Source organism: Microcystis sp. LE19-131.1A (genome assembly GCF_027532015.1).
Lineage (GTDB): Bacteria > Cyanobacteriota > Cyanobacteriia > Cyanobacteriales > Microcystaceae > Microcystis > Microcystis ichthyoblabe_A.
Genome location: NZ_JAPZSS010000131.1, coordinates 1 through 25327, shown reverse-complemented (window position 1 = coordinate 25327; position 25327 = coordinate 1). Strand labels below are relative to the sequence as shown.

General features: G+C 43.2%; 20 protein-coding genes and 1 tRNA gene. 10 read left to right on the top strand and 11 right to left on the bottom strand.

What is annotated here, in order from left to right; all coding sequences use genetic code 11:
* Positions 1–345: 345 nt before the first annotated feature.
* Complete coding sequence (rpoD, locus tag O9323_RS11000) at positions 346–1596, bottom strand: RNA polymerase sigma factor RpoD (RefSeq protein WP_002755984.1); 1251 nt, start codon at positions 1594–1596, stop codon at positions 346–348.
* Between the two features lie 657 nt (positions 1597–2253).
* A complete protein-coding gene (locus tag O9323_RS10995) occupies positions 2254–3855 on the bottom strand; it encodes a 2-isopropylmalate synthase (protein WP_002755985.1) in 1602 nt (533 codons plus the stop codon).
* 175 nt (positions 3856–4030) lie between these two features.
* On the opposite strand from O9323_RS10995, the gene O9323_RS10990 reads away from it, so the two are divergent.
* Complete coding sequence (locus tag O9323_RS10990) at positions 4031–4366, top strand: hypothetical protein (protein ID WP_002773854.1); 336 nt, start codon at positions 4031–4033, stop codon at positions 4364–4366.
* A gap of 160 nt (positions 4367–4526) precedes the next feature.
* Entirely contained in the window at positions 4527–6074 is a 1548-nt protein-coding gene (locus O9323_RS10985) for an FAD-dependent oxidoreductase (RefSeq protein ID WP_149107209.1), read from the top strand.
* Positions 6075–6315: 241 nt separating this feature from the next.
* Here O9323_RS10985 and O9323_RS10980 read toward each other — a convergent pair whose 3' ends face one another.
* Complete coding sequence (locus O9323_RS10980; RefSeq protein ID WP_288125104.1) at positions 6316–7824, bottom strand: helicase C-terminal domain-containing protein; 1509 nt, start codon at positions 7822–7824, stop codon at positions 6316–6318.
* Positions 7825–8010: 186 nt separating this feature from the next.
* On the opposite strand from O9323_RS10980, the gene psb28 reads away from it, so the two are divergent.
* Positions 8011–8349, top strand: a complete 339-nt coding sequence (psb28, locus tag O9323_RS10975; RefSeq protein ID WP_002755988.1) for a photosystem II reaction center protein Psb28 — start codon at positions 8011–8013, stop codon at positions 8347–8349.
* A gap of 83 nt (positions 8350–8432) precedes the next feature.
* On the opposite strand, the gene O9323_RS10970 is transcribed toward psb28, so the two are convergent.
* Genes O9323_RS10970 through O9323_RS10950 form a run of 5 tightly spaced genes read right to left on the bottom strand, consistent with a single transcriptional unit; the run spans position 8433 to position 13162 of the window.
* On the bottom strand, positions 8433–8951 hold the full coding sequence (locus O9323_RS10970; protein WP_002773862.1) for an FKBP-type peptidyl-prolyl cis-trans isomerase: 519 nt from the start codon (positions 8949–8951) through the stop codon (positions 8433–8435).
* Positions 8952–8957: 6 nt separating this feature from the next.
* The gene (locus O9323_RS10965) at positions 8958–9281 is read right to left on the bottom strand and encodes a phasin family protein (RefSeq protein ID WP_002746237.1); all 324 of its coding nucleotides are present in this window, start codon (positions 9279–9281) and stop codon (positions 8958–8960) included.
* A gap of 14 nt (positions 9282–9295) precedes the next feature.
* A complete protein-coding gene (locus O9323_RS10960) occupies positions 9296–11119 on the bottom strand; it encodes a phosphodiester glycosidase family protein (protein WP_288125103.1) in 1824 nt (607 codons plus the stop codon).
* Between the two features lie 10 nt (positions 11120–11129).
* Positions 11130–11630: a type II toxin-antitoxin system VapC family toxin gene (locus O9323_RS10955; RefSeq protein WP_002755991.1), complete on the bottom strand. Its 501-nt coding sequence runs from the start codon at positions 11628–11630 to the stop codon at positions 11130–11132.
* Complete coding sequence (locus O9323_RS10950) at positions 11615–13162, bottom strand: bifunctional pantoate--beta-alanine ligase/(d)CMP kinase (protein ID WP_288125102.1); 1548 nt, start codon at positions 13160–13162, stop codon at positions 11615–11617. The genes O9323_RS10955 and O9323_RS10950 overlap by 16 nt, the downstream gene beginning before the upstream one ends.
* 659 nt (positions 13163–13821) lie before the next feature.
* Between O9323_RS10950 and O9323_RS10945 the strand changes: the two genes are divergently transcribed.
* The 7 genes from O9323_RS10945 (at position 13822) to O9323_RS10915 (ending at position 20678) form a co-directional block, all read left to right on the top strand.
* Positions 13822–14151, top strand: coding sequence for a DUF6883 domain-containing protein (locus tag O9323_RS10945; RefSeq protein WP_002755997.1), 330 nt, complete (start codon positions 13822–13824; stop codon positions 14149–14151).
* Between the two features lie 3 nt (positions 14152–14154).
* Complete coding sequence (locus O9323_RS10940; RefSeq protein ID WP_272104709.1) at positions 14155–14406, top strand: DUF4926 domain-containing protein; 252 nt, start codon at positions 14155–14157, stop codon at positions 14404–14406.
* A gap of 294 nt (positions 14407–14700) precedes the next feature.
* Positions 14701–15006 carry a CU044_2847 family protein gene (locus O9323_RS10935; RefSeq protein ID WP_002746217.1) on the top strand — a complete coding sequence of 102 codons (306 nt, stop codon included), beginning with the start codon at positions 14701–14703 and terminating at the stop codon, positions 15004–15006.
* Between the two features lie 9 nt (positions 15007–15015).
* A complete protein-coding gene (locus O9323_RS10930) occupies positions 15016–16311 on the top strand; it encodes a serine protease (protein WP_288125101.1) in 1296 nt (431 codons plus the stop codon).
* Between the two features lie 280 nt (positions 16312–16591).
* On the top strand, positions 16592–19201 hold the full coding sequence (locus tag O9323_RS10925; protein ID WP_502846424.1) for an AAA family ATPase: 2610 nt from the start codon (positions 16592–16594) through the stop codon (positions 19199–19201).
* Between the two features lie 583 nt (positions 19202–19784).
* Positions 19785–20522: an HAD family hydrolase gene (locus tag O9323_RS10920; protein ID WP_288125099.1), complete on the top strand. Its 738-nt coding sequence runs from the start codon at positions 19785–19787 to the stop codon at positions 20520–20522.
* 85 nt (positions 20523–20607) lie between these two features.
* A tRNA-Gly gene (locus tag O9323_RS10915) sits at positions 20608–20678 on the top strand.
* Between the two features lie 59 nt (positions 20679–20737).
* Here O9323_RS10915 and O9323_RS10910 read toward each other — a convergent pair.
* The 3 genes from O9323_RS10910 to O9323_RS10900 form a co-directional block, all read right to left on the bottom strand.
* A complete protein-coding gene (locus O9323_RS10910) occupies positions 20738–21163 on the bottom strand; it encodes a lysozyme inhibitor LprI family protein (protein ID WP_288125098.1) in 426 nt (141 codons plus the stop codon).
* A 145-nt stretch (positions 21164–21308) separates the two neighbouring features.
* Positions 21309–23546 carry an FdhF/YdeP family oxidoreductase gene (locus O9323_RS10905; RefSeq protein WP_193978987.1) on the bottom strand — a complete coding sequence of 746 codons (2238 nt, stop codon included), beginning with the start codon at positions 23544–23546 and terminating at the stop codon, positions 21309–21311.
* Between the two features lie 414 nt (positions 23547–23960).
* On the bottom strand, positions 23961–24860 hold the full coding sequence (locus tag O9323_RS10900) for a hypothetical protein (protein WP_002756011.1): 900 nt from the start codon (positions 24858–24860) through the stop codon (positions 23961–23963).
* Between the last annotated feature and the right edge of the window lie 467 nt (positions 24861–25327).

Genomic DNA, 25327 nt, shown 5'->3' with positions numbered 1-25327 from the left:
AGAGACAGTTCCGAGGGACTCAATTGGGTGAAAGAGATGGGTTCTCCTAATAACCATTGGGCGAAGTCACGACTATAATTTTCGGCGAGAAATTTACAGACATTATCATACATTTCTTGATTCTAATCAATGAGATATTTATAGTGTTTCTCATCAAGATAAAGTCTAACCTAATTTGGTATCGATGAGCAACTCCCCAAAAGGAAAACTTTGTACCTCATCATTAAGATAACTGCTATAATTATTGTTAATTCATATCATAATAAATTCGATCGAGGAAAGTGTAGATAACAATAAAACTGAGCCTCAATGAGACTCAGTTTCTAGTTTTTTAAGGACGGGAAATTAACGAATGTACTCTTTGAGGATACTATTACGGTTAGGGTGACGCAGTTTCCGCAGGGCCTTGGCTTCTATTTGACGAATGCGCTCGCGAGTGACGTTGAAAATCTGGCCGATTTCTTCGAGTGTTTTCATCCGGCCGTCATCTAAACCGTAGCGCAGCCGCAGCACATCGCGTTCGCGAGGACTAAGGGTATCGAGGACGTTTTCTAAATCCTCGCGTAATAAATTTTTAGAAACTTCATCTTCTGGGGTTTCCCCATCCGCTTCGATAAAGTCTCCTAAACGGGAATCTTCTTCTTTACCGATAGGAGTCTCTAGAGAAATCGGTAATTGGGCAGATTTGGCAATAAAACGCAGTTTTTCGATGGTCATCTCCATCTTGGTGGCGATTTCTTCCTCGGTGGGTTTGCGACGCATTTCCTGAGAAAGAATCTTGGTGGTTTTTTTGATCCGGGAGATGGTTTCGTAGAGGTGGACGGGAAGACGAATGGTGCGGGATTGATCGGCGATCGCCCGGGTGATGGCTTGACGAATCCACCAAGTGGCATAGGTGGAGAATTTATAACCCTTTTCGTGGTCGAATTTTTCGGCGGCGCGGATCAAACCGAGGGAACCTTCTTGAATTAAATCTTGGAAGGAAAGACCGCGATTCATGTATTTCTTGGCGATCGAAACCACTAAACGCAGGTTCGATTGTACCATTTTTTCCTTAGCGCGACGACCATGGTACAAACGACGCTTAAAGGCCGATAAGTATTCCTTTGATTTGGCCAGCCATTCTTCCAGCAGGGGAGCCGTTAGCTCCGTCTTACCTAAATAAGCCTTAATATCCGATAGTTTCGGTTCTTTTTCCGATTTTTCAACGATAATTTTTTCGATGCGCTCGAACAGGAAAACCTGTTTTCCCCATTCAGCATCGCTATAGAGGCAAAAATCTTCGCGAATGCGTTCTAATTTCAGGAGATCGGCGATTTTTCTCGCTAATTCGATCTCCTCCTCCGCTCTCAATAACCGAATCCTGCCGATCTCTTGCAGATAAATCCGAATCGAATCTTCTGTATAGGGTTTTTTTCTAGCGGCGTCGCGACGACGAGCGCTGGCAAGGCGGCGGGTTTTTTTGCCATCGTTGCTATCGCTGGTTTCTTCTAGCTCTAACTCGATATCCTCATCATCGAAGTCTTCGTCTAGGTCAATCAAATCTAAATCCAATGGCGGCTCGGTAAGGGTTAGTACATCGTGGGCCTGCATCATGCCGTTTTCCTCTTGCTCCTTCTGTGCAAAACTAGAAGATCGAATCTCAATCTAGGTGATACTGAACAAATTTGTGTCTCAAATCCGAGAGGGGCAAAGACTTTTCCGATTGTAGCTTTAATTACAACAAATGGGAGAAGATTTTTGCTTAAATTTCCTTGTGTCGATGCGATTTTAGCGACACGGAATGCTGTTTTAGCTCGGTCAACTCATAATCTGGCTCCTGCAAAAATTGGGTAAATGGCTGGAGGACTGGAATCTGATCGCCGGTTTGTCTGCGGTGTTGACCAGATAGCTAAGTATCAAAGGAATTATGGGATGGGTTAACTGTTCCCACTGGCAAGAGGAACATAATCCCTATTGGCCCTTGCTAATTCCTTTAGTCTTTAGCTATTGTATTTAATTTGATCGGATTCTTACGGACAAATTTCATCCCTCATTGCTTTTACGCGAATCCAATTTCAATACAAGTGTATTAAAATTGTTAGAGCGCAAGCTCATAATATTAACTTAGCAACATTTTAGAAATTTGCGAGACAAATTTAAGATTTTCTCCAATAGCACCGTGGGGTGTGGGGAGTTTTCTCAGTGAACTGATAACTGATAACTGATAACTGACTCCTAACCCCACCGACCAAATTGTTCAGCAAACCCTATCTAGACTTGTAGCATTTCGGGGGTTTTTTCCTTCTGCTGCAGTGCGACATGGAGACGGTTTAAGGCGCTGACGTAGGCACGAGCGGAGGCGACAATAATATCGGTATCGGCCGCGCGAGCAGAATAGGTGCGTCCTTCGTAACGGAGACGGATAGTCACTTCTCCCAAAGCATCGATTCCCTCGGTAACTTCCCGCACCGAGAATGAGATTAATTCGTTCGGAATCTGCACCACTCGATTGATCGCTTTGCAGAGAGCATCTACCGGTCCTGTACCAATGGCCGCATCGGATAACTCGCTACCGTCAGGAGTGCGAATCGTCACCGTGGCCGTGGGCCGGGCACTATTGCCACAGGACACTTGTACTAATTCAAGGCGGAAGTGATCGGGAACCGTATCGATTTCATCGTTAACAATCGCTTCTAGATCGCGATCGGTGATTTCCTTTTTGCGATCGGCCATTTCCTTAAACTGGATGAAAGCGTTATTAAGTTCCGTTTCCGAAAGCTCAAAACCCAATTCCTGTAAACGAGAGCGAAAAGCGTTGCGGCCGGAGAGTTTACCGAGGACGATCTGATTATGGGTCAAACCGATCGATTCTGCATCCATAATCTCATAGGTGAGTTTATGTTTTAACACCCCGTCCTGATGGATTCCCGACTCGTGTGCGAAAGCGTTAGCACCGACGATCGCCTTATTCGGTTGCACGATCATGCCGGTAAGATTAGAAACTAGGCGAGAAGTGCGATAGATTTCCTTGGTGTTGATCTTGGTTAAAGGTTCCGTGGACTCTGGGGGACGACCGAGGAAAGGATTAAAATAGGAGCGCCGCACATGAAGGGCCATCACCAATTCTTCTAGGGAAGCATTACCGGCACGCTCACCGATACCGTTAATGGTACATTCCAACTGTCGAGCGCCATTTTTAACTGCTTCGAGGAAATTAGCCACCGCTAACCCTAAATCGTCGTGACCATGGACGGAGATAATCGCTTGGTCGATATTGGGGACATTTTCCTTAATACCACGGATTAAAGCCCCAAATTCGCTAGGGGTGGTATAACCGACGGTATCGGGAATATTAACGGTGGTGGCTCCTGCGGCGATCGCTCTTTCGAGGACTTGATAGAGGAATTCCGGATCGCTGCGGCCGGCATCTTCGGGGGAAAATTCCACATCATCAACGAAGGATTTGGCATAGTCCACCATTTCCGGCACAATCTCAAGAACTTCCTGACGAGTCTTCTTAAGTTTGTATTGGAGGTGGATATCAGATGTGGCTAGGAAGGTGTGAATTCTGGGCTTGGCGGCGGGTCTGAGCGCATCGGCTGCTGATTTGATATCTTTTTGAGTAGCCCGGGCTAATCCGCAAATAATCGGGCTATCAGCTTCGCCGCCGACGCTGCCGGCAATTTTCTGCACCGCATCAAAGTCCCCCGGACTAGCGTGGGGAAAACCTGCTTCAATGACATCAACTCCCAGTCGTGCCAGTGCGCGCGCTATGGTTAGCTTCTCATCCACATTTAAAGCGGCACCCGGGGACTGTTCCCCATCTCGAAGGGTGGTATCGAAGATAATCACACGATCTGGACTGGTATTCATAGTTTTTTTGTACCGTTAACGAACTTGGGAGTTGTTCCTCTGATTATAGCAGCCGAGGCCGAGGGGGTTATAAGGAAAATTGCCCTGAGAATTTCTCGACCTGCTCGCGCTTTTCCCGCTTGCCCTTTTTTTGGCTACCATAGATGGTATAGATAAATTGGCGAGGGAGTTAAAAATGTTTGGCAAACCAGGGAAGGAACCGAACCCACCGGAGGTAAAAGACCTACAGGAGGTGATGTTTTCGATTAAGCAAAATCTTGAACCAGATCAGGATAAAACCGATATTAATCTTGTTGAGACTCCTACTCCAGAGGTGGTTACTGTAGTTGAAAATATTAGTAAAATTCTCTCTCCCTATTTTATCGTTTTAGTGGGGTTATTTCTCTATGATCGGAATAGTTTTATCGGTTTCTTGTTAGTCTTTACGGGAGTTTTAGCAATTTTCGGAGTTTCTCTCAAGGATATTAATAAACTCATTGAAGAAGGGAAAAAGTTTTTCCAATCTAAATAGGTTTCTCGTATAGAGCAGTTATCTTAATGGTGAGGTAGCAAGTCTCCACTGTTAGGAAACGACTAGAAGGGTGCTTTTTTGAGTGTTCAGTCAGTAAACAGTGAACTGAAAACTGAAAACTGAAAACTGATAACTGATAACTGATAACTGATATAAGATTATGTCTTTAGTTGCATCTTTACTCGATCGAGTATCTCCTCAGAGTTTACAACAATTGCGAGCCAGCGATCGAACTTGGCAAGCTTTGCGTTTAGAAAATCCGCTTATTCCTACGGTAATTAATCAAAGTCAAGAATCTTTAGGAGAGACGGATTTTGATCTAGTTATTGCGGGGGGAACCCTGGGAATTTTCATCGGGGCTGCTTTGCAAACTAGGGGCTGGCGTGTGGCATTATTAGAAAGAGGTATTCTGCGCGGTCGTGAGCAGGAGTGGAATATTTCACGTTTAGAATTAAGCAGTTTTTTAGAGTTAAATTTATTGACCGAAGCGGAATTAAATCAAGCGATAGCGACAGAATATAATCCTGGGAGGGTGGGATTTTATCAAGGTTATGAGCTTTGGGTTAGAGATATTTTAAATATTGGTGTTAATCCGGTTTATTTGCTAGAGACTTTAAAAACTAAGTTTTTGCAAGCGGGAGGAAAGTTATTAGAAAATTCGGGGTTTAGTGGGGGGATTATTCATCCCGATGGAGTAATGGTTAAAACGGGAGAAGTAACTTTAAAAACCCGTTTATTAATCGATGCCATGGGTCATTTTTCGCCAATTGCAAAACAGGCAAGAAAAGGAGAAAAACCCGATGGAGTTTGTTTAGTGGTGGGTAGTTGCGGTCAGGGTTTTCCCAGTAATGAAACTGGTGATTTAATTTATTCTTTTACCCCAATCTTGCACCAATGTCAATACTTTTGGGAAGCATTTCCCGCTAGGGATGGTCGGACAACTTATTTATTTACCTATCTTGATACCCATCCCGATCGCTTTAGTTTAGAATTTTTGATGGAGGAGTATTTAAGATTACTGCCAGAGTATCAAAAGGTAGATTTAGAAGCGGTAAAATTTCAGCGTTTTCTAGCGGGTTTTTTCCCTGCCTATCGTCAAAGTCCTTTAAAGATGCCCTGGTCAAGAATTCTGGCAGTGGGAGATAGTAGTGGTAGTCAATCTCCGGTCAGTTTTGGTGGTTTTGGGGCAATGGTTAGGCATTTAAAAAGGCTAACTTTTGCCATCGAGGAAGCTTTACAAATCGATGCTTTAAACCGAGAAGATTTAGCACTTTTACAACCTTATCAACCGAATATATCGGTAACGTGGCTATTTCAAAAAACCATGAGTGTCCAGATGTCTGCTAACCCTAATCCCAATCAAATTAATGACTTAATGAGTGGAGTTTTTCGGGTAATGAATAAGTTGGGAGATGAGGTATTAAAACCGTTTTTACAGGATGTGGTGCAGTTTTCTTCCCTCTCAAAAACTTTGCCTTTGGTTAATCCTCAATTAGTTTTACCGATGATTCCGCAAGTGGGTATCAGTCCTTTTATCGATTGGACAGGACATTATTTTAATTTAGCTTTGTATAGTGGTTTATATCCCTTAGCAACCAGCTTAAAACCTGTTTTAGAAAAGTTACCCGACAAGCAAAAATATCTTTATCATCGTTATTTAGACAGTTGGAAATATGGCTCTGGGGGAGATTTTATCAGTAATCAGTGATCAGTAAACAGTGAACAGTGAACTGATTACTGATAGGGTGCATCTCTTATTGGTGACATTCTCTCACATATTGGTGAGCAGCAGAAGTTATTCCAAGAGGGCGAATGCAATTCGCCCCTACAATAATATTATCGCGTCAATGGTAGGGGCGCACGCAGTGCGCCCAAATGTAATATAGATATTTCTACAAAATTGAGATGCACCCCATCTGATAACTGATAACTGATAACTGATAACTGATTTAATCTTTATCTTGAAAAAATTGTTGATCGAGATAATTAACTTTAGCATAGGGTTCTAAAGCGGAGAGAATTTGTCGGCCATAACTGCGAGCATTGACACGATTATCAAGAACAGCCACACAACCTTGACACTCCCGGAGAGACTGAACAGATTTCTGAATTTCCCTCACTGCTGTGGGTAAAAGATAGGCACGAAACCAGTCGAGATGTTGTCGTTTATAGTAGGCAATTTTGCCAGCAACAAGAGGATTTTCGGGGGAAGGTAAGGGTAAAGTAGCGATAATTAATAAACTGGGGGTGAGAAATTTTTCTTGATGGGTTTGCCAGAATTGCCAACCACAAACGAGAATAGTATTATTATTAATCTCGGTTTTTTCCACTTGCACTCGCGAACCGTAATCGGCTGCCATTTGGGTGGCAATTTGTGCCTTGAGGGGAACATCTTCAATCAGAATTACTATCGGTTGTTCACTGGTATGATTAGCACTAACTAATTCCCGCACTTGCTTTAATAACATCGGTTGAAATTCGGGGGTATTGGGGGCGCTGATGCGATCGGGTAGATATAAATGAATATATTCACTTTCGCGATCGGCTGCAAACTTTAGAGTTAAAATATCTCCGATACCCTGATTTTGACGGTATAAATTAGCGGATTTTTCGCTATCTAAAAAACTGCCGATTAAAACAAAGGGTTGCTGCTGCCAAATCGGTTTGAAAAAACTAGCCACCTCTAAAGGACTGATTTTTAGGGTAAATTCTTCTCGCTCTCGATCTACTGATGTCCAGAGGAGATAATTATGCTCGGGGATTTTTGCCGCTAAAAGTTGCCAAACAGAATCAGTGGTTAAGTCTTGATGCAAGCGTTGCAGGAGAGCAATTATATATTCTTTTTCCTTGGCATCAATGAGATAGCAATTATAGGGATTAATGGGATGACCAAGAATACTTTGGCTAAGTTGTGCTTTAATTAAGTCTATAAACTCTCTATGCTGGGGATATGCTGACTCTAAAGCAGACCATTGTTCGGGAGTAATGGTGACGGTGAGATAATCTACTAGACAAGTTTCTAAATCTTCGGCTCGATCGATTATAGTGGCGATATTCTGGGGAAAATGACCGAGATTGCCCAATTTATCCTCTAACCATTGTTGGGGTGTGGTGAGGAGTAAACCGGTAAAATTAGCGGGAAAGCGATCGCTTTTGAGGATATCTCGCTGAGTTTGTAACCATGCTTGCAGACGGGGGATTTCCACTTCTAACAGTAGGTTTACTTCCGACTCTGGAGCAACAATCAGAACAGGTGTATCACCCAAAAGAGCCGGGGTGAGATAACTGAGACAATAACGGGACAGAGTAGTTCCAGTTTGTATGAGAGAGGACCGTTTTAAGCGTAAAGCTCTAGCCACCAGTCGCCCCATAGTGAGATGATGAGACCAGTAAAAGCGTCCTTGTTCGCGTAAAAAAGCGCGTAGGGAAGAATGAACCGCTGCTTCTAATAAAACCATCTCATCTCAGTTATTGGTTATCAGTGGGAAGGGAGAGGTTTACAAGTGATCTTTCATCAGTCAAACCCACCCCCGCGAGTTTACCGTGGATACTTTAAGTTTATGGTGTCCCATCTGCTTTTTACTTGCGACTTGGTGTGAGATGATCTAGAAATGTCTATTTTATGAGAAGGATAAAGAAAAGTAATGGCAGAAATTCAGTTTTCCAGGGGGTTAAAAGAACCAGTTGTTCCCGATATCCGCTTAAGTCGCACTAAAACGGGAGAGAAGGGATCGGCAAAATTTTATTTTGATCAACCGACTATCCTGGGAGATCAACAAACCGAGGAAATCACGGGGATGTATCTCGTCGATGAAGAAGGAGAAATCGTCACCAGGGAAGTAAAAGGCAAATTCATCAACGGTAAACCCACGGCGATCGAAGCTACGGTTATTTTTAATTCTCCCGCAGAGTGGGATCGTTTTATGCGTTTTATGGAACGTTACGGTAGCGAAAACGGTCTAGAATTTACTAAATCTTCCTGATTTGGCCTTTAGCTTCCAGCAATCTGTCAAAAAACCCGCATTCAGGATCGATGCGGGTAGAAGTGAAAAATCAGAGGAAAAACCTATTTAACTCCCAACAATTCCACATCGAAAAGTAAAGTCGCGTTGGGAGGAATCACCCCACCGGCACCCCGCGCACCATAACCCAATTCTGGGGGGATAATTAAGGTACGCTGTCCACCGACTTTCATCGATGCGACTCCTTCATCCCATCCTTTGATCACTTGACCAACTCCAATGGTAAAGGTAAAAGGTTGATTGCGATCCTTGGAGCTATCGAATTTTTTGCCGTCTGTCAGGGTTCCCGTGTAGTGAACAGTTACTTTTTGACCTTTTTGGGGAGTTTCTCCAGTTCCTTCCACGATATCGATGTATTTTAGTCCCGAATCGGTGGTAACTGCTTGATCTAAATCCATGGAGATGATTTCCTTATTAATAGTTTGAGTGATAGGGGGTGGATCGATTTCTGCGGCGATCGCATTGGCTTTTTCCCCTCCACCAAAGAGGGAAGCAACGATTAAAAATAAGCCACAAACCGCAATGATAGCAAAACTGAGCAAGATTTCGCGCATTGATTTCATAGTTCCCTAACGCCAGAGTTTATTCTCTAAGTCTCTCACCTGTCGTTCTAATCTATCAATCCTTCCCCGCAGTTCGTCCATTTCCGATTGTCGGGGAACCCCTAAATCCTGCAAAATCTGGCGAATATAGCGTTCTAAGTTGTTCTCGAAGCTCCCCTGTTCAGACTTCATCTGTGTCATCAGATCATCGACAAAGTTTTTAGCCTGATCAGAATTGATTTTACCGTCTTTGACTAATTCGTCGCTCACTTCTTTGATCTTTTCTGCCACCATGGAAGTGGTGCCAATACCCATCAGCAGCAATTGTTTAATCCAGTCGCTATTATCCATTGTTTTCACACTTTTCAAGGAGACGGGGATAAAAATATCCCTATTCCATTATGGACTTTTGCGGCGGTAACGGCAGAGCGATCGAGCAGATAACCCCCTAAGGTTATTCCAGTGGAACTACCCCCATCTAGGTTTAAACCGTCCTTTGCCGCCATTAACAGCAAAATTCGAGCTAATTCGCCTAAAGTTGCCCCCCTTCCCCCGACGCGATTATGGATAGCAACTAGCAAAATTTTTCCTTCTTGACTAACTGCGATCGCACTGCGGGAAGCTTGTTGATTTTGGAATGCCGGACTAAATTTTTCAGCATTTCCATCTAAAACTATGCGTCCATTCTGCAATAATAGGGGACCTGCACCTAAAATCTGGGGATAATTAGCAAAATCCCTCGGTAGGGTGACGCTATCGAGGTTGACTGTCTCACCAATATTTAAACTAATATCTGTCTTTCGGCAGATGACTAAATAGCCATTTTCTGGTACTTCTATACTGTCCTGTGGCAAAAGATTATTTAATTTCTCCGTCACGCGATCGCCTTGAACGACTAACCCGGTTTCCCGCTCGGTGAGAGGATGATAATTACTTCCCCAATCGCGAGTATAACGACTGCAGCCAGCTGTCAGGAAAGCACTATTTAACTGGGTTAGGGGAAAACGTTGTCCGGTGGCAGTAATCAGGGTTTCCTCTAAACTGAGGCGATCGATCCTGATTTTACCACGATTATCCCATGCGATCGCTCCTCGGTTTAAAATTGGTCCAGATAACCATTTGCCATCCACACGAATTGCTCCCAAAGGTAACTGATTATTACGATTAAAAAAGCCGCCATTAATCATCGCTACCGCATTACTTTCGCTATTAATCGTGATCAGGGGATTAGTGCCGCGCATTGAGGTGGAATTAGCGGTAATCGGTTTAATAGTTATCTGAGGATTTCTGGGATCGATTTCTAACCAAGTCACGGGGAACCAATCTTGATCTAACTGGATATATTTTTGATTCCAGATTAACCCTGGTTGCCAAACAATGCGCTTTTCATCCATAGCATCGGGACGAGAATCAATGATAATTCGGGGAGGATTAGCCACACTGCTGATCTGTAATCCGTAGGCAGTGGGAAGGTTAATTTTTAAACGACTGATCACTCCATTATTTTCTAAGGAAGCGATCTGAGTCGGTAAGTTATTATTAGAGTTACCTAGATCATCTTCATCGTTATTTTGATTACTGTTGCTGATAGTTTGGGGTTGAAACCTAGAGATAAGGGATTGCTGGGCATTTCCTTCTAGGGTAATCACTGCTTGATTTTTTGCCTGACTAACTTGCCAAAAGGTCGGGCGATCGAGTTGAATAATAATCCGTTGTACTGCCCCATAATTTTCTAGCTGAATATCTTGAATCTGAGGAGCAGGAAAGTTAATAGTTAAACTATCACCATTAATAGTGGTTGTTGCCCCCATTTTTAGTAAAATATCCGTAACGTCTAGCCAGCGATCGGAATTGATCAAATTAGCCGATAAAGTTTGTAAATTAAACCAGTTTATCGGTTGCTTTTTTGGATCATTTGTGCTAAGAAAATCCATGCCGAATAATTGTCTTGCTCCCGTATCACCCATGGCGATTCTGGTATTATTTGCTGCTGTCCACTGTCGCCAAGGTACGGACAAAGAACGACCATTAAGAATAATTTTTTTTCCCTGTTGCTGGTTTGATAAATCCCTAGCAGCTAAAGTTATTGGTGATCTATGATCGGCTAAAGATATAGCTGGACTGCCGATAATTATCAAGGAAGTTACCGTTAAACAGATAGATGATAAATTCAGATAATTTAACTTCATAAATATCTCCCTAAATCACCTTGTTTAAGGGGAAATTTGAGGATTTATATCCTTGGCAAGAGAGGCTAGAAGGGACTATATTTTTTTGATCGATAACCTCTAATAATTCTTCAGGTGTTACTACCATCGGTTTAGAGTTATATAGATAACTAGAGGCTTTTTTAAGTTTTTTATCATAGGTAACTAAATAATCACAATTAGCGGCACTACTTAAAATTAAAACATCATTCGAGTGTACCAAAATATTGCGAATATCTCTAGCATTTTGCCAATATTGATCAAGTTTTACTAAATCAAAATCCAAGATAGTCACCTTTTCTTGAATCCGATCGACTATTTCAGGATGATTACGAACTTCTGCCAAAAATAATAACTCTTGTAAAACGATCGCATTAATAGCAAGACAAACGCGATCGAGTATTTCTCGATCAAATAAATGCACACTGGCAAGATCTCCTCGTAGATAAGAAATCAAAACATCAGTATCTAAAAAAACTAGAGGCTTCTCCATTGATTTTCTTCTCCTTGATGATAAAGAGCAATGATTTTTTCCGTGACTTCTGTAATAGTGAGATGATCGGTATTAACTTCGATCGCATCTGTGGCTTTTCGCAGGGGTGCTAGGGAGCGATTACTATCCAAATAATCCCTTTTTTCAATCTCTTGGGTTAATTCTGCGAGACTAATACCCCCATTTCCCTGCGCTTCTAAGTCTTTTAATCTCCTTCTGGCTCTTTCTTCGGGTGTCGCTGTCAAGAAAATCTTTAATTCCGCTTCTGGGAAAACATTAGTACCAATATCCCGACCTTCCACAACTATTCCCCCCGATATTCCCATCTGTCTTTGCAGGGTGACTAACTGTTGTCTCACCGCTTTTTGAGCGGCAATTCTGGACACTTGCGAGGTAATTGCGGGAGAGCGAATCTCTAAAGTCACATCCTGCCCGTTAATCTTCACTATAGTCACATTTTCGGGACTATCGGCCGGGATTATTTCTATCTTCGCTAAAGATAATAACTCGGCGATGGCCGCTTCTGCGGACAAATCCAGACCGGAATTCACCACTAACCATGTCACCGCGCGATACATCGCACCGGTATCGAGATAGGTTAACCCCAATTTTTCGGCTACTAAGCGCGTTACTGTCGATTTTCCCGCTCCAGCAGGTCCATCAATAGCGATAACTGCCCGACGTTGACGCAAGATAATATTATCAATTAAACGGGTTTGACCGATCGATCCAGCGATCGCTAACAGTCCCCCTGTCTCGATCTGCTCGATCGGTTGTAAACTCTGGGGATGGACTAAATCCAGATACTGAGGGCGAAATTCTGGCACTCTGTCGAGATTTTTTTGCACAATAGCCAGTAGTTTTTCCCTTCGTCTTTCCCCTAAACGAAAACTTTCGAGGGCTAATTGCAAACTTTGGGCGATAATTGTCGCTTTTTCCCTTTCTGTGACCGATAGATACTGATTGCGAGAACTAACTGCTAATCCCGATGTTTCTCGCACTGTAGCACAAGCGCGAATCTCGATCGCTAAATTTAAATCCCTGACTAATTGCCGGATAATCGCTAACTGTTGGGCATCCTTTTCGCCAAAATAGGCGATCGTCGGTGCAATAATATTAAACAACCGCGTGACAATTGTGGCTACTCCCTGAAAATGTCCCGGACGAAAAGCACCACATAACCCGCTAGTCAGAGAAATCGGGGGAACAACTGCGGTTATCTCCTCAGAATCACCAATTCCTAAAGTTTCCGCACTGGGAGCAAAAATAGCAGCAACTCCCAAAGATTCACACAATTGGCGATCGCTGTCAAGGCTGCGGGGATAGCGAGAAAAATCCTCTGTGGGGCCAAATTGTAGAGGATTAACAAAAATACTGACCACAGTTACCTCCGCTTCCGTCACTGCGCGTCGAATTAGACTAGCATGACCTTTATGGAGAGCGCCCATGGTTGGCACGAGGGCAATACTGTGATCATGGCGATAATCAGCCAAAAAAGTGCGTAAACCGGGGATTGTTGTGAATATTTGCACAGGGTTCACTCCTTTAATAGCCTATTCCACTACTATTCGCCAGGGGATGCTGCCCGATGATCAATTCGGCTGCTTCCGGGGAATCGGCTTTAAATAATAACATCCCATCGCCTCTTTCTGTCCAATAACTCGTTTTTTGCCTCCTGTCGGCTCTCTTGGGTTTGGTGGGTAAAATGTATTTTATAAGATATATTCCCGCCAGCGAGCGACTGGAACGAACCACAAAGACACAAAGGACACAAAGATTGATCGGTTCTATATAAGTTAAACTGATCACACAAAGAATAAGAGAGGCTCCTGATCACACAAAGAATAAGAGAGGCTCCTGTGCTGTCTCGGTTGACCGCTGCATATATGCTTGTTTAACAAACCGGGGCATAATTTTTTTCAGGACAATGACTGGTGAGCAACCCGACAATTATATAGATTAATGGCAAAAAAGACTTGACAAAATCCCTCGATTTGACCTATACTTTCTAGTATAATGGGAATCCGTGCCGAAATATATATAAGCCTTTTTAGTCCAGACTATTTCAAAAAACTTTCTGCAATTACAACCCCAAAAAAAACTTGAAACAATATCAATTAATACACTTGATCAGTTAATCGATATTAAAACTTAAATTCAAGGTAAAATCAAACAAAATTCTCTCGATCCGATGTACCTGCCTAGCGACTCCCTAATTCCCGATGATAAAATAACTAAATATCTCCTCAAATTTCGCCCCAAAGATGACAAATCAAAATACCTCGCCCGCGCTGGCTTTACCCTCGCTAATCCCGATGCACTAAAAACCGCCCTCATCCAACTAATTCAAACCAATCCCGCCATCGAAGATCTTACCAACGAATACGGAACCTTCTATAGAGTCGAGGGGGAATTAATCAGCAGTAATCAAGTTCCCCTATCCGTTGTCACGATTTGGCTAAAACGAAACCTAGATCATCAATTTCAATTTATCACCCTCAAACCCCGAAAGGAAAAATAAACCATGGCGCAACTATACGAAGAAGTGACCCTAGCCCGCGACGTTCCCGAATACAATCTTAAGCAGGGTGATTCGGCGATTCTTGTTGATATAGTTGCCCATCCGAAGGGGGGTGAGGAAGGATATGTTTTAGAACTATTCAACGAAGTAGAAGAATCGGTTAACGTCGTCATTGTCCCGAAATCGGCGATTGAAGAAGAGGAAAAAGAAGGTTCCTCGTTACTTGGTATGGTTCGATATAGGGGCATAAATTGACTAAATCCTGATCTGGCAAGAGACTTAATTGATTAGTTTGTCTAGAGCGAAAACAATTGACAAAAATCGCAGCAATGTCTGTCTCTATCGGGGTTTCATTCCTTATAACCCCCTCTATTGCATAACACAAATAGATTAATACTAAAAAAGACTTGACAAAATCCCTCGATTTGACCTATACTTTTTATTATAATGGGAATCCGTGCCGAAATATATATAAGCCTTTTTACTTCCGCTATAAGTTTGTCCGAGAAGCAATCGAGAAAACCATAAACGGGTCATTGGAGGAGCCTTATGCCAGAATCTAGATCTGAGATTATTTCAGTGAAAGTTAAAGAAAATGTCACCATGTTAGTGGAAGCGAGAAGTTTCGGTGGTGAACGGGAAGTATCCGATCAAATATTTGACTTTCAAAGTGTGGCTGATACAATTGAGGCAGTTACTGAATCGATCGCTGCTACGATCAATAAAGTGAAACCCAAAAAGGCTACCGTAGAATTTGGAGTAGAAGTCAGGGTAAAATCTGGTAAACTAACCGCTTTAATTGTGGAAGGTGAGGGAAAGGGAAATTTAAAAATTACCCTGGAATGGGGAGGATAAATTGATTAAATGCTTACCCCAGAATCTCTACCCCCGTACACTGTCAGGTTAAAGTTAATCTATGGGTCAGGAACAGGCTTTTTTGTGGGACAAGGGTTAATTTTGACCTGTCTTCATGTGGTAAAAGATGCGCGGGATAATCGCGAGACTATCGAGATAATTTGGCAAGGTCAAATTTCTAGTGCCAAAATTATCAACTTGCCGAATTTAGATGGGATCGATTTGGCTCTTTTACAATTAAACTCTCCTTTAGATCACAAATATATCGATTTTGATCAAGATTTACAATTAACAGATAAATTATACACTTTCGGCTATACCAACGAGTATCCGAACGGTGATCCTAGTGACTTTGAGTATATAGGTTTAACGGGGGATGAAAACCCCCTAATCAAGTTTAAATTAGGGCAAGTACAACCCGGTTTTAGTGGTTCACCTCTGTTAAATTTACGCACGGGGAAAGTGTGCGGAGTGGTGAATAAAACCAGAGATGAGTACAGTGATTTAGGAGGAAGAGCGATTCCAGTTCAGACTATTTTTAAATATTTTCCGCAATTACAACCCCAAAAAAATGCGAATAATCCTTTTATACCCACTTCTGGAGGTATTAAAGAAATGCAGCAAATTTTTGGCCGGGAACAAGAAATTAAAGATATTTTTGAGGTTTTAAATTCCGGCAGTAGTGCAGCTATTATCGGGGAAAGGGGAACGGGAAAAACCACCCTGCTTTGGGGAATTTACCATCAAGCAAGGGAGTATTTACTTAGTCATCGACAACCCTTATATCTAAACTTAGAAGGATTAGCAGGAGATAAGGATTTTTATTATGAATTATGTCATCAGATTGGTATAGCTGCGAATTACGATAAACCGCTCAAAGGAACTAGATTAACTAGGGAATTAGAAAAATACAAAATCCTGTTATTATTGGATGTGGTAGATAATATGAATCAAAAATATTTCAGCTATCAGCTTAGAAGTCAATTAAGAGAGTTGGCTAATCGTCCCGATCCACCTTTAAGATTAGTAGTAGCGGCTAATCGTCCCCTTGATGTTTTATTTCCTGATAACAAAGGAGGTGATTCACCTTTCGAGGGAATTTGTCAACAATTTCCGATTAAATTATGGGATGAAGCTAAAATTAAAGAGTTTGTTAGTCATCGTCTAAGTCAAACCAGAGTGACTTTTACTGAGGAGGAAATAAGTTCTCTTGTTAGGCAAAGTCAAGGAAAGCCGCGAGAGGTAATGCAAAGTTGTTTTAAACTTTATCAAACCAAAGTCAATAACTCAGCATCCCGAACTTAGGTTATAACTAAATAATAAGTTGATTTAATTTTGGGTTTGATCCCCCCTACCCCCCTTGATAAGGGGGGTTTGATCCTACCTTGATAAGGGGGGTTTGATCCTACCTTGATAAGGGGGGTTTGATCCCCCCTACCCCCCTTGATAAGGGGGGTTTGATACTACCTTGATAAGGGGGTTTGATCCCCCCTGCCCCCCTTGATAAGGGGGGTTTGATCCTACCTTGAGTAACACCTAACTACTTAATAAACCATCACCGGGTAAATAGCTAGAGATAGAAATTATGAAGGAAAGCACCGTCCCCAGAATTAATCTCGCCCCTAAACTCAGACGCAATTTATCTTTATGGAATCCCTTTGATTATCTTTTGCTGTTGTACTGGGTGTTTTATTTTCCCCAAGCAGTGCGCTGGTATGTGGAAACGAGAGGCGGCGGCGATAAATTAAAAGAACAGAAAACATGGCGCGATAAAATACAATTTCTCCGCGACCATCCCGTACAATTGCGACTAGGGATTCAGGGTCTTCTCTTAACTGTAATTACCCCTCTAATTATCTGTAGCATAGCAGCAAATTTAGGACTTTCTGTTGATTGGGTGCGCGCGGTGTCGGGCGTGCTGTCGGGCGTGCTGTTGGGCGTGCTGTGGGGCGTGCTGTCGGGCGTGCTGTCGGGCGTGCTGTTGGGCGTGCTGTGGGGCGTGCTGTCGGGCGTGCTGTTGGGCGTGGTGTCGGGCGTGCTGTCGGGCGTGCTGTGGGGCGTGCTGTCGGGCGTGGTGTGGGGCGTGGTGTCGGGCGTGCTGTTGGGCGTGCTGTTGGGCGTGCTGTGGGGCGTGCTGTGGGGCGTGCTGTTGGGCGTGGTGTTGGGCGTGCTGTTGGGCGTGGTGTTGGGCGTGGTGTTGGGCGTGCTGTGGGGCGTGCTGTCGGGCGTGGTGTGGGGCGTGCTGTCGGGCGTGGTGTTTATATTCGTCTTTCCCCGTCCTGATAATTGGCTAATCGGGCTTTTGGCTGGCCCTCAAGGGCGACTTTTTCCCCGTATTACCCTTCTACCGCTGCCAAGGTTGACCTCCACTCTACAACGATGGTTACAGCAAGACTGGGAAACAGCTATTAATAACCTCAATCAATACCTTCAGTACAGCCGCCAGTTTATTCCTGTCCTTGTCGCCGTTAACCGCGTTTTATCGCAATTCCCAGAGGCAGAAATTATCTATCGGGTCTCCCGTCTGGCAGAAAATCCCTCCGATTGGGAATTGTTAAAATATGCGTCTGCGAAACTGTTTTCTCTTCCTGACGGCCAAATCCGTCTAGATACTCCTGCTCGCGCCGCTGCTGCTGGTTTTTGGTATCTCCACCAACAGGAAACCGAAAAAGCCGAAAAAGCCTTTGCTGTGGTACGTTCCCTCGCCTACGGGGAAGAAATGTATAGCCTAGCCCAAACTTTACACCGATTTAGTCAAGCAGCAACTCTCGATAGTATCGCTTCCCTAGCGGTTGCCCCTATTGCCGCAGAACCTTCATTACGTCCGCAAACTTGGCAAGCTATCAGCAGTTTCAATCGAGTTATCGCAGAAATGGCTTTAGTCCAGAGAAGTTACTCCCAACAGACTAGATCCCTCGCTCTTAATCGGATTATCGGGGAATTAAGGGATATAAGCGACCAACAAGCGGCCAATTTACCCCAAGCAGAAAAAGAATTAATCCTTTCTATGGCCGAAAAATGGGCAAAAATTAGCACATCCATCGCGGGAACGGTGGGAACGGTGACTATTACCCAACGGATTCCTAATCCCTACATTATCGGTGATCCGGTGATCGGTAAACGCTTTGTTGGTCGTGGGGATATCCTGGGGGAACTTCAGTCAATGTGGTCGGGAGATAACCTATCCTCCGTGGTTCTCTATGGTCATCGTCGCATGGGTAAAACTTCGATTCTACGCAATCTGGAGGCATATCTCCCACCAGCTATCTCGGTTATCTACATTAATTTACAGCGCGTGGCCACAGTAACCAGCCTAGCCGAAGTTCTCCTGAATATGGCTGAGGAAATCGCCAAAACTTTAGCAATTGATGCCCCAGAAGAGGAAAAAATCTCCCAACATCCAGAAATGTATTTTAATCGTTATTTAGATCGTCTGATAGGCCAGATTCTGCCGGAAAAAGCCAAAACCGGTTTAATTATTGCCCTCGATGAGTTCGAGATAATTGAGGATTTAATCAAAGCGAATACCCTCCCCCGGAATTTCCTCGGCTATCTGCGTTCCCTTGTCCAGAGTAGTCCGCGTCTAGCTTTTGTTTTTGCCGGATTACATACCCTAGAGGAGATGACTGCCGATTATTTTCATCCTTTTTTTGGCAGTGTTTACCCGATTCCAGTTAGTTTCCTCTCTCCGGAGTCCACTCGCGTTATCCTCGCTAATCCCGTTGGGGAAGACGAGGATTTTCCCCTAGACTATACCCCATCCGCTTTGGACAAAATTTATCAACTTACCCACGGTCAACCCTATTTAGTACAACTGATCGGGTTTCATCTGGTACGTTTTTATAATAAACAGGTCTTTGAGTTGCAACGTCCCCAAGATATTCGTTTTCAGGTGGAAGATGTGGAAAAAGCTATCGATGCTGAGTTTTTCCAAAGGGGAAATTATTATTTTACGGGTGTCTGGAAACAGGCTAAACAAGATGCGGCCGGACAAGGGGAGATTTTAATAGTTCTTTCTCCCCATCTGCAAGGATTAACCCGGGCAGATTTACTGTCCAGCACCGGACTAACTGCCACAACTCTCGACCTGGCCCTAAAAACCCTTGAAAATCATCATGTCATCGAATGCCAAGACTCCCGTTATCGGATTGCTGTGGAATTATTCCGTCGTTGGGTATCGGAAACAATGGCCTAAGGGACTTGCGCTTTAATAATGTACCTTTTGGGCGAACGCAGTTCGCCCCTACATTGTGGACAAAATCCGTTACTGTAGGGGCGCAAAGCTTGCGCCCTCCGATCGGTTGGGATATTATTTCCACGCAGGTCTCTAAATTCTTTTGTTATATTTTTGGCTAATATTTCAGCCCCAAATAGGGGGGTTACAGGGCAGCACGGATTCCCACTATAACAAAATAATAGAACAAATCTGGGAATTTGTCAAGGCCTTGGCAATTTTCCGGTTAAAATTGTTTGTTGAGATGGGGTCAGGGACAAGACCCCCCCAGCCCCGACGAAAAACTTTAGTATAATCAAGAATATTTAAGTAAGTGGTTTCAATTAAATTGAAGATAGATTTTGTCCTTGATCCCCCCTGCCCCCCTTGATAAGGGGGGTTTTGATCCCCCCTGCCCCCCTTGATAAGGGGGGTTTTGATCCCCCCTGCCCCCCTTGATAAGGGGGGTGCCGATAGGCGGGGGGATCCCCCTTGATCATGGGGGTGTCTGACAATTTTTAATACCCACCTACTTATTATTTATTAGCTTTTCTGTCTAAGATTGATGTTAAAGGCTGTTCTGTTCGATTTTAATGGGGTGATCATCAATGATGAACCAATCCATCAAGAGTTAATCAATGAAATCTTGCTCGGGGAAAATTTACTGCCCCTAGGGTCGGAATTTGCGGAGTTATGTCTGGGAAGAAGCGATCGCGTCTGTTTGCGTAATGTTCTCACCCGTCGCGGTCGTCAAGTGACCGAGGAGTATCTGACTAAGTTAATTAACAAAAAAGCGAGTTTATACCGAGAAAGATTAGAAAAATTAGAGAAACTTCCTATTTATGAAGAGATATACTCTTTTTTAAAACGAGTTAAGGCCCGGGAGCTACAAATCGGTTTGGTGACGGGAGCAATACGCTCGGAAGTAGAATCAATCTTGCAACAGACGGGCCTTGGGGATTATTTTAGTGTCATTGTCACCGGTGATGAGATCAGCACCAGTAAACCCCAACCGGATGGTTATTTACTGGCCGTAGAAAGATTCAATCGTTGGAATTTTAATCTGCAATTGCAACCCTGGGAATGTCTGGTGATTGAAGATACTTTTGCCGGTTGCGAAGCGGCAAAAAGAGCGGGAATGCAGGTGGTGGGAATCGCTCATACCTACCCCTTCCATTTTATGCAGAGAGTGTCCAACTGGGCGATCGATAATTTTTCCCAACTAGACCTCGATCGCGTGGAAGAAACTTTTAGCCAAATCGGGGATGAAAAGGAGCGATCGGGATTTTTAGGCAATCTATGACCATCTAGAGGCGATTAACAAGCTGAAAATCCCTACTTGCAAAAATCGGCAATTCGTGTTATGCTAACGAAAGTGCTAAGAAAATGCGGGTGTAGTTTAGTGGTAAAACCCTAGCCTTCCAAGCTAATGATAGGGGTTCGATTCCCCTCACCCGCTTAGGCTGTTGTGCAGTAAACGTCTAAGGAATCATCGGTAATATCAACGGCGATTCTGACTTAGAGATCGCTATCTTCTAAATATCTTTGCAAATCTTTGGTACGCTGCTCGGTGACATTTGCCAAACAAAAACCGTAAATCATGGGAGCTATAGAGCCTCCCTCATAGGCGCTTCTTTCAAATTCGCAACTGCTGTCTCTAAACTTAATCCAAGCTTGTTGGGCGGTAATTAATTTTTGTTTGCGAGCAGCTGACAGTCTTGGCAGTAGTTGTCGATAAACTTGATTTAACTTGCGATCGGCGTTTTGATAAGCGATGCTGGCACAAATGTTCATTTCGCTTTGAGTCTGGGGATTGTTACAGTTAGGACGTTGAGCTAGTTGCAAGTTTGTCGCTGCAAATGTGGGACTGGCAATGCTGGGGGTAGCCATCCCGACAGCAAACAAACTTGCTATGCTTAATAAGGTTAGTAAAAACTTGTGCATGGCTACTTACTTTAATGACAGTAAGAAGAAGATAACAGAAATGCGATCAAATCGACCATAGCTTTTTCATTCTGCTCGATTCGTTGGTTGGCTTGGTTAACTCTATTTCATTATTTCCAAAAAAGAAAATTAGAGGAGTTGATAACTAAAAAACCCAGACGGGAACTCGTTTATAAGCAGGAGTCCCACAGCGAGGATCGATTTTAGCTTTGAATAAAACATTGGTTTCGGGATAGAACATAAAGCCAACACCTTCGCGAATCGGACCGAAAATAAGTTCGATATTCTCTAATTTGCCGGCATCTCCTTGAACGGTGACTCGTTGATGTTCTTGAAAGCCCGCTTTTTTGGCATCTTCGGCGTTGATCAATAAACAATGACGGTGAGGCATTCCCCGATATTTATCGCCCACTTGATAAACGACGGTATTATGTTGTCCATAACTGCGTCCTGTTCCGAGAATCAGAGCAATTCCTGGTGCATTTTCTGGTTGATTGAAATCTTGCTTTTGCGGTGCTTTTAAAGTGGGTAAAAGCGTGACAGACATTTGCGCTTTTCCGGTCGATGTTGGAAAATGGGGTTCGGTAAAAATCCGTCCGCTAATGGTAAATTCTGTTTGGGTTTGATCTAATTGCCCGATCTTTTCATAACCAGGAATCGTTTTGGCGATTAACTGACGAATATAGGCGGTATCGTGTAATCTCGACCAATCAATCGGGTTTGTGCCTAAAACCTTGACGGCAATATTTGTTAACAGTTCTACTTCCGAGATGATATCCACATGGGAACCCTGTAGATGACTGCTTCCCCGCTCGTTAAAACGGACAAAATTATTGCCCGATTCGGTGGTTGTCGGGTGAGGATTTTCAAAACGAGCGAATACGGGTAAAATTACCGTATTTTGTCGGGCTAATCCCTGAAAATGTCCTAAATTTGGCTTAGTAGCTACATAAAAAATCGTATCAATTTGAGCTAAGGCTTTTTTGGCTTGAGTTAAATCTGGATTTGCTCCATAAAGATTACCTCCCAAACAGAAAAGAGTGTTAATTTTTCCCCGTTCGGCAGCTTCAATTAATGCCCTGGTATCATAACCGCCGGTTATATTTAATGGCTTTCCTAAAAGTTGAGCAAGTGCCTCGGCGATTTCCTGACGTAATCTCACCGTAACGCCCATAGAACCGAAGCCCTGTACATTAGAATGACCTCTGATTGGCATGGTTCCGGCTCCGATTTTGCCAGCATTTCCCGTGAGTAAGGCCGTGTTAGCGATACTGATGATATTATCTACCCCATTTTCCTGTTGTGTAACCCCCATCGCCCAAGCGAAAACCACACGCTCTAAATTGCCGAAAAGGGCGGCGGTTGCTTCAATTTCTTCTCGGGACAAACCGCAGGTTTTAGTAATGGTTTCCCAGGGTGTTTGTTGGGCATAATCTATAACAGATTGCCAATTTTCTGTACGGGATTTGAGATAATCCCACCGCACTAAATTTTGTTCAATTAAAGATTTTTGTAATCCGACGAATAGGGCGGTATCGCTACCCGGAATCGGCTGTAGGTAGAGAGTAGAAATATCGGAACCGCCCCGCAATAAAGATTTAATCGGAAAAGCGGGTGAGGAGAATTTGACCAATCCGACTTCAATTTGCGGGTTAATAATAATAATTTTACCGCCGCGATCACGAATTTGAATTAATTCATTCATCAGGCGAGGATGATTAGCTGGAGCGTTAGAACCGATTAACACCACACAATCGGCTTGTTTTAAACTTTCCAGACTGACCATCGAAGTTCCGGTTCCGAAAACCTGTTTTAAGCCTACGGTCGAGGCGGCATGACAGAGATCGGAACAATCGGCTAAATTATTACTTCCTAATGCCCGGAAAAACAATTGTAAGAGATAGGCGGCTTCATTAGAAGAACGTCCAGAACTATAGGAGGCAATGGTCTCGGACGGTTGATGAAAAGCTTGTTCGGCTAATCGATACACTTCTTCCCAACTAATACGTTGATAGTGACTTTCTCCGGCTTTTAAGAGGACGGGATAACTGAAACGACCCAAGCGATCGCATTCTAGGGAGGTTAAGGACTGTAATTGAGCGAGATGATAGGTCTGAAAAAAATCAGTTTTAATACCTGGCATTAATTCGGAAGTAACTGCCTCGACACTTTTGAGACAACGTTGCAGACTTTCCCCCGCTTCGTTGACAAAACCGCCCTTTTGTCCTCCCGTTCCCCAAGCGCAAGCTAAACAGGCACTTTTATGATTTAAGGTTTGCCAGAGTTTAACCCCTTGAGGAGAGAGAGTTTTTTCTGCCCAATATTGCAATACGGGAAAACCCCCGCCCGCCTCAATTTTGTTGGATGTTTCTCGTTCGTTCATCGTTTTTTTCTCTCGATTTTTTCTCAAATTCATCCGATAGGGAGAGTGTACCCAGTACAGTTGAGTTTATCACCATTTTTTAAAAAGTGCATCAGCAACGCATAAACGACTGGGTAAGCTACGGTTAGTTGTTGACAATATCCCCTGATTGTGATTTTATCAAACTAAGGAGAGGTCTATTAAAATGGTAATTCCGATGGATGAAAATGAAGACTTTCAACATTTAGAGGAGATGATTGTTAACGAAACGGATATCTTCGATATCTCGCGTTGGGTCAACTTCTCCACGCACTCTTTACTTGCTGTCCAGACAGGGGAGCGTCTGTGTTAAAGCCGGACTTGACAGTAACCTCAACGGACAAACTACCATCAGGGTTTAGGGATGATTCTTCATGGTTTGGACGGGCTGGAGTTTTAATTTTCCCTGAGTCTTTGTAGCAGTTCTTCACGGGATAAATTTGCCAAAGAAAGAAGCAATCCGGTGCGTTCCGAGATAGGAAGTTGGGCGATCCGTTCCACCAGACCAGATAATTCCGAATCTAGGCTGCCAAAGCGTCCTTCCAGAAGACTGGCTATCAGCGAAAGTTGTCCCTCTAAAGTACCTTCTTGCTTCCACTCTTCCCTTTGTTGTAAATAAGCTGGTGATAGATTCATGATGTCCTCCTGTTCTTCGGTACTTAAATTATCTCTCAATTCTAAATTCTTGCGCCAGTTCGCTAAGATTTCTAATAAATTCTCTCGAAAAGGATTGCGTTCTGGCAGTTCAACTAACTCTTCAACTGCTCGTTTTTGAGTTCCTCCTTTACCTAATACCCTCAACCATAAGGTGTCTTCAATTACTGGTAATTGATGAATGACGATGATACCCGCTTTGAGAGACTTCGCTAAAAAGTAAACCCCTGTTAACCAATTACTCTCATCGCTGTGAGTCCCGAAATCTTCAATCATTCTAGCTGAAAAGGTGGGCGTTAGAATCCAGAGAACTGGTAGTTCAGCTTCTGTTAGAGTTTTGTTTGACCGTTTCGCTTTTCTCAAGATTTCGCCATGAACCGCGTATAACTTTGACAAACAACTGCGAATCTCTACCTCGGTCGGGGGATTGCGAAAAGGTTCAAATAAACAGGAAGTAGCCGCCATTTTTCCGAGTAACCCTAAAGGTAACTCAGTGGGAGGAGGTGAGCTAAATGGTTCAAACCAGACATCGATTTCTTGAACCTCACTTTTTACTTTCTTACTTTTTCTAATCGTCCCTAGAGGTGTTAGTAATTCCTCTAAATATTCCTTAGCAAATTGGTCATGAATTTGGCGAGTCATTCAAATTAATAATCAAGCATAAAAAGGACGGTAATAATCTTATTATATCATTAATTAAAAAGGAATCCAATCGACAATATCGATCCATTCTTCTGCTTCGGTAGTTTCCCAAATCATAATTAATTCTTCGGCTAGTTTTCCCGTTGTTGTTGTGGGACGTATCCAAAACAGTCCCCAGATTTGTTGATTTTTTTGCTAATATTCTTCTAAATGTTCAGGCATACTGGTACGATTATCTGTCACTAAGAGTCGTTGAGATAATCCTAAATACTGACTAAGTGATGAACGCGAAAGCAGGGAAAATTGCCAATACTGAGATTTAGTTTTTTAGGCTCTTCGGGAATTGTTATGCAAATAATTAACTTAAAATAAAATTCGATGAGAGCAACTACGCTCAAAAGTAGCTGAAATTCATACAGGAAAGGACTTAAGGCACAAATAGATTAATACCAAAAGATAGACAATCG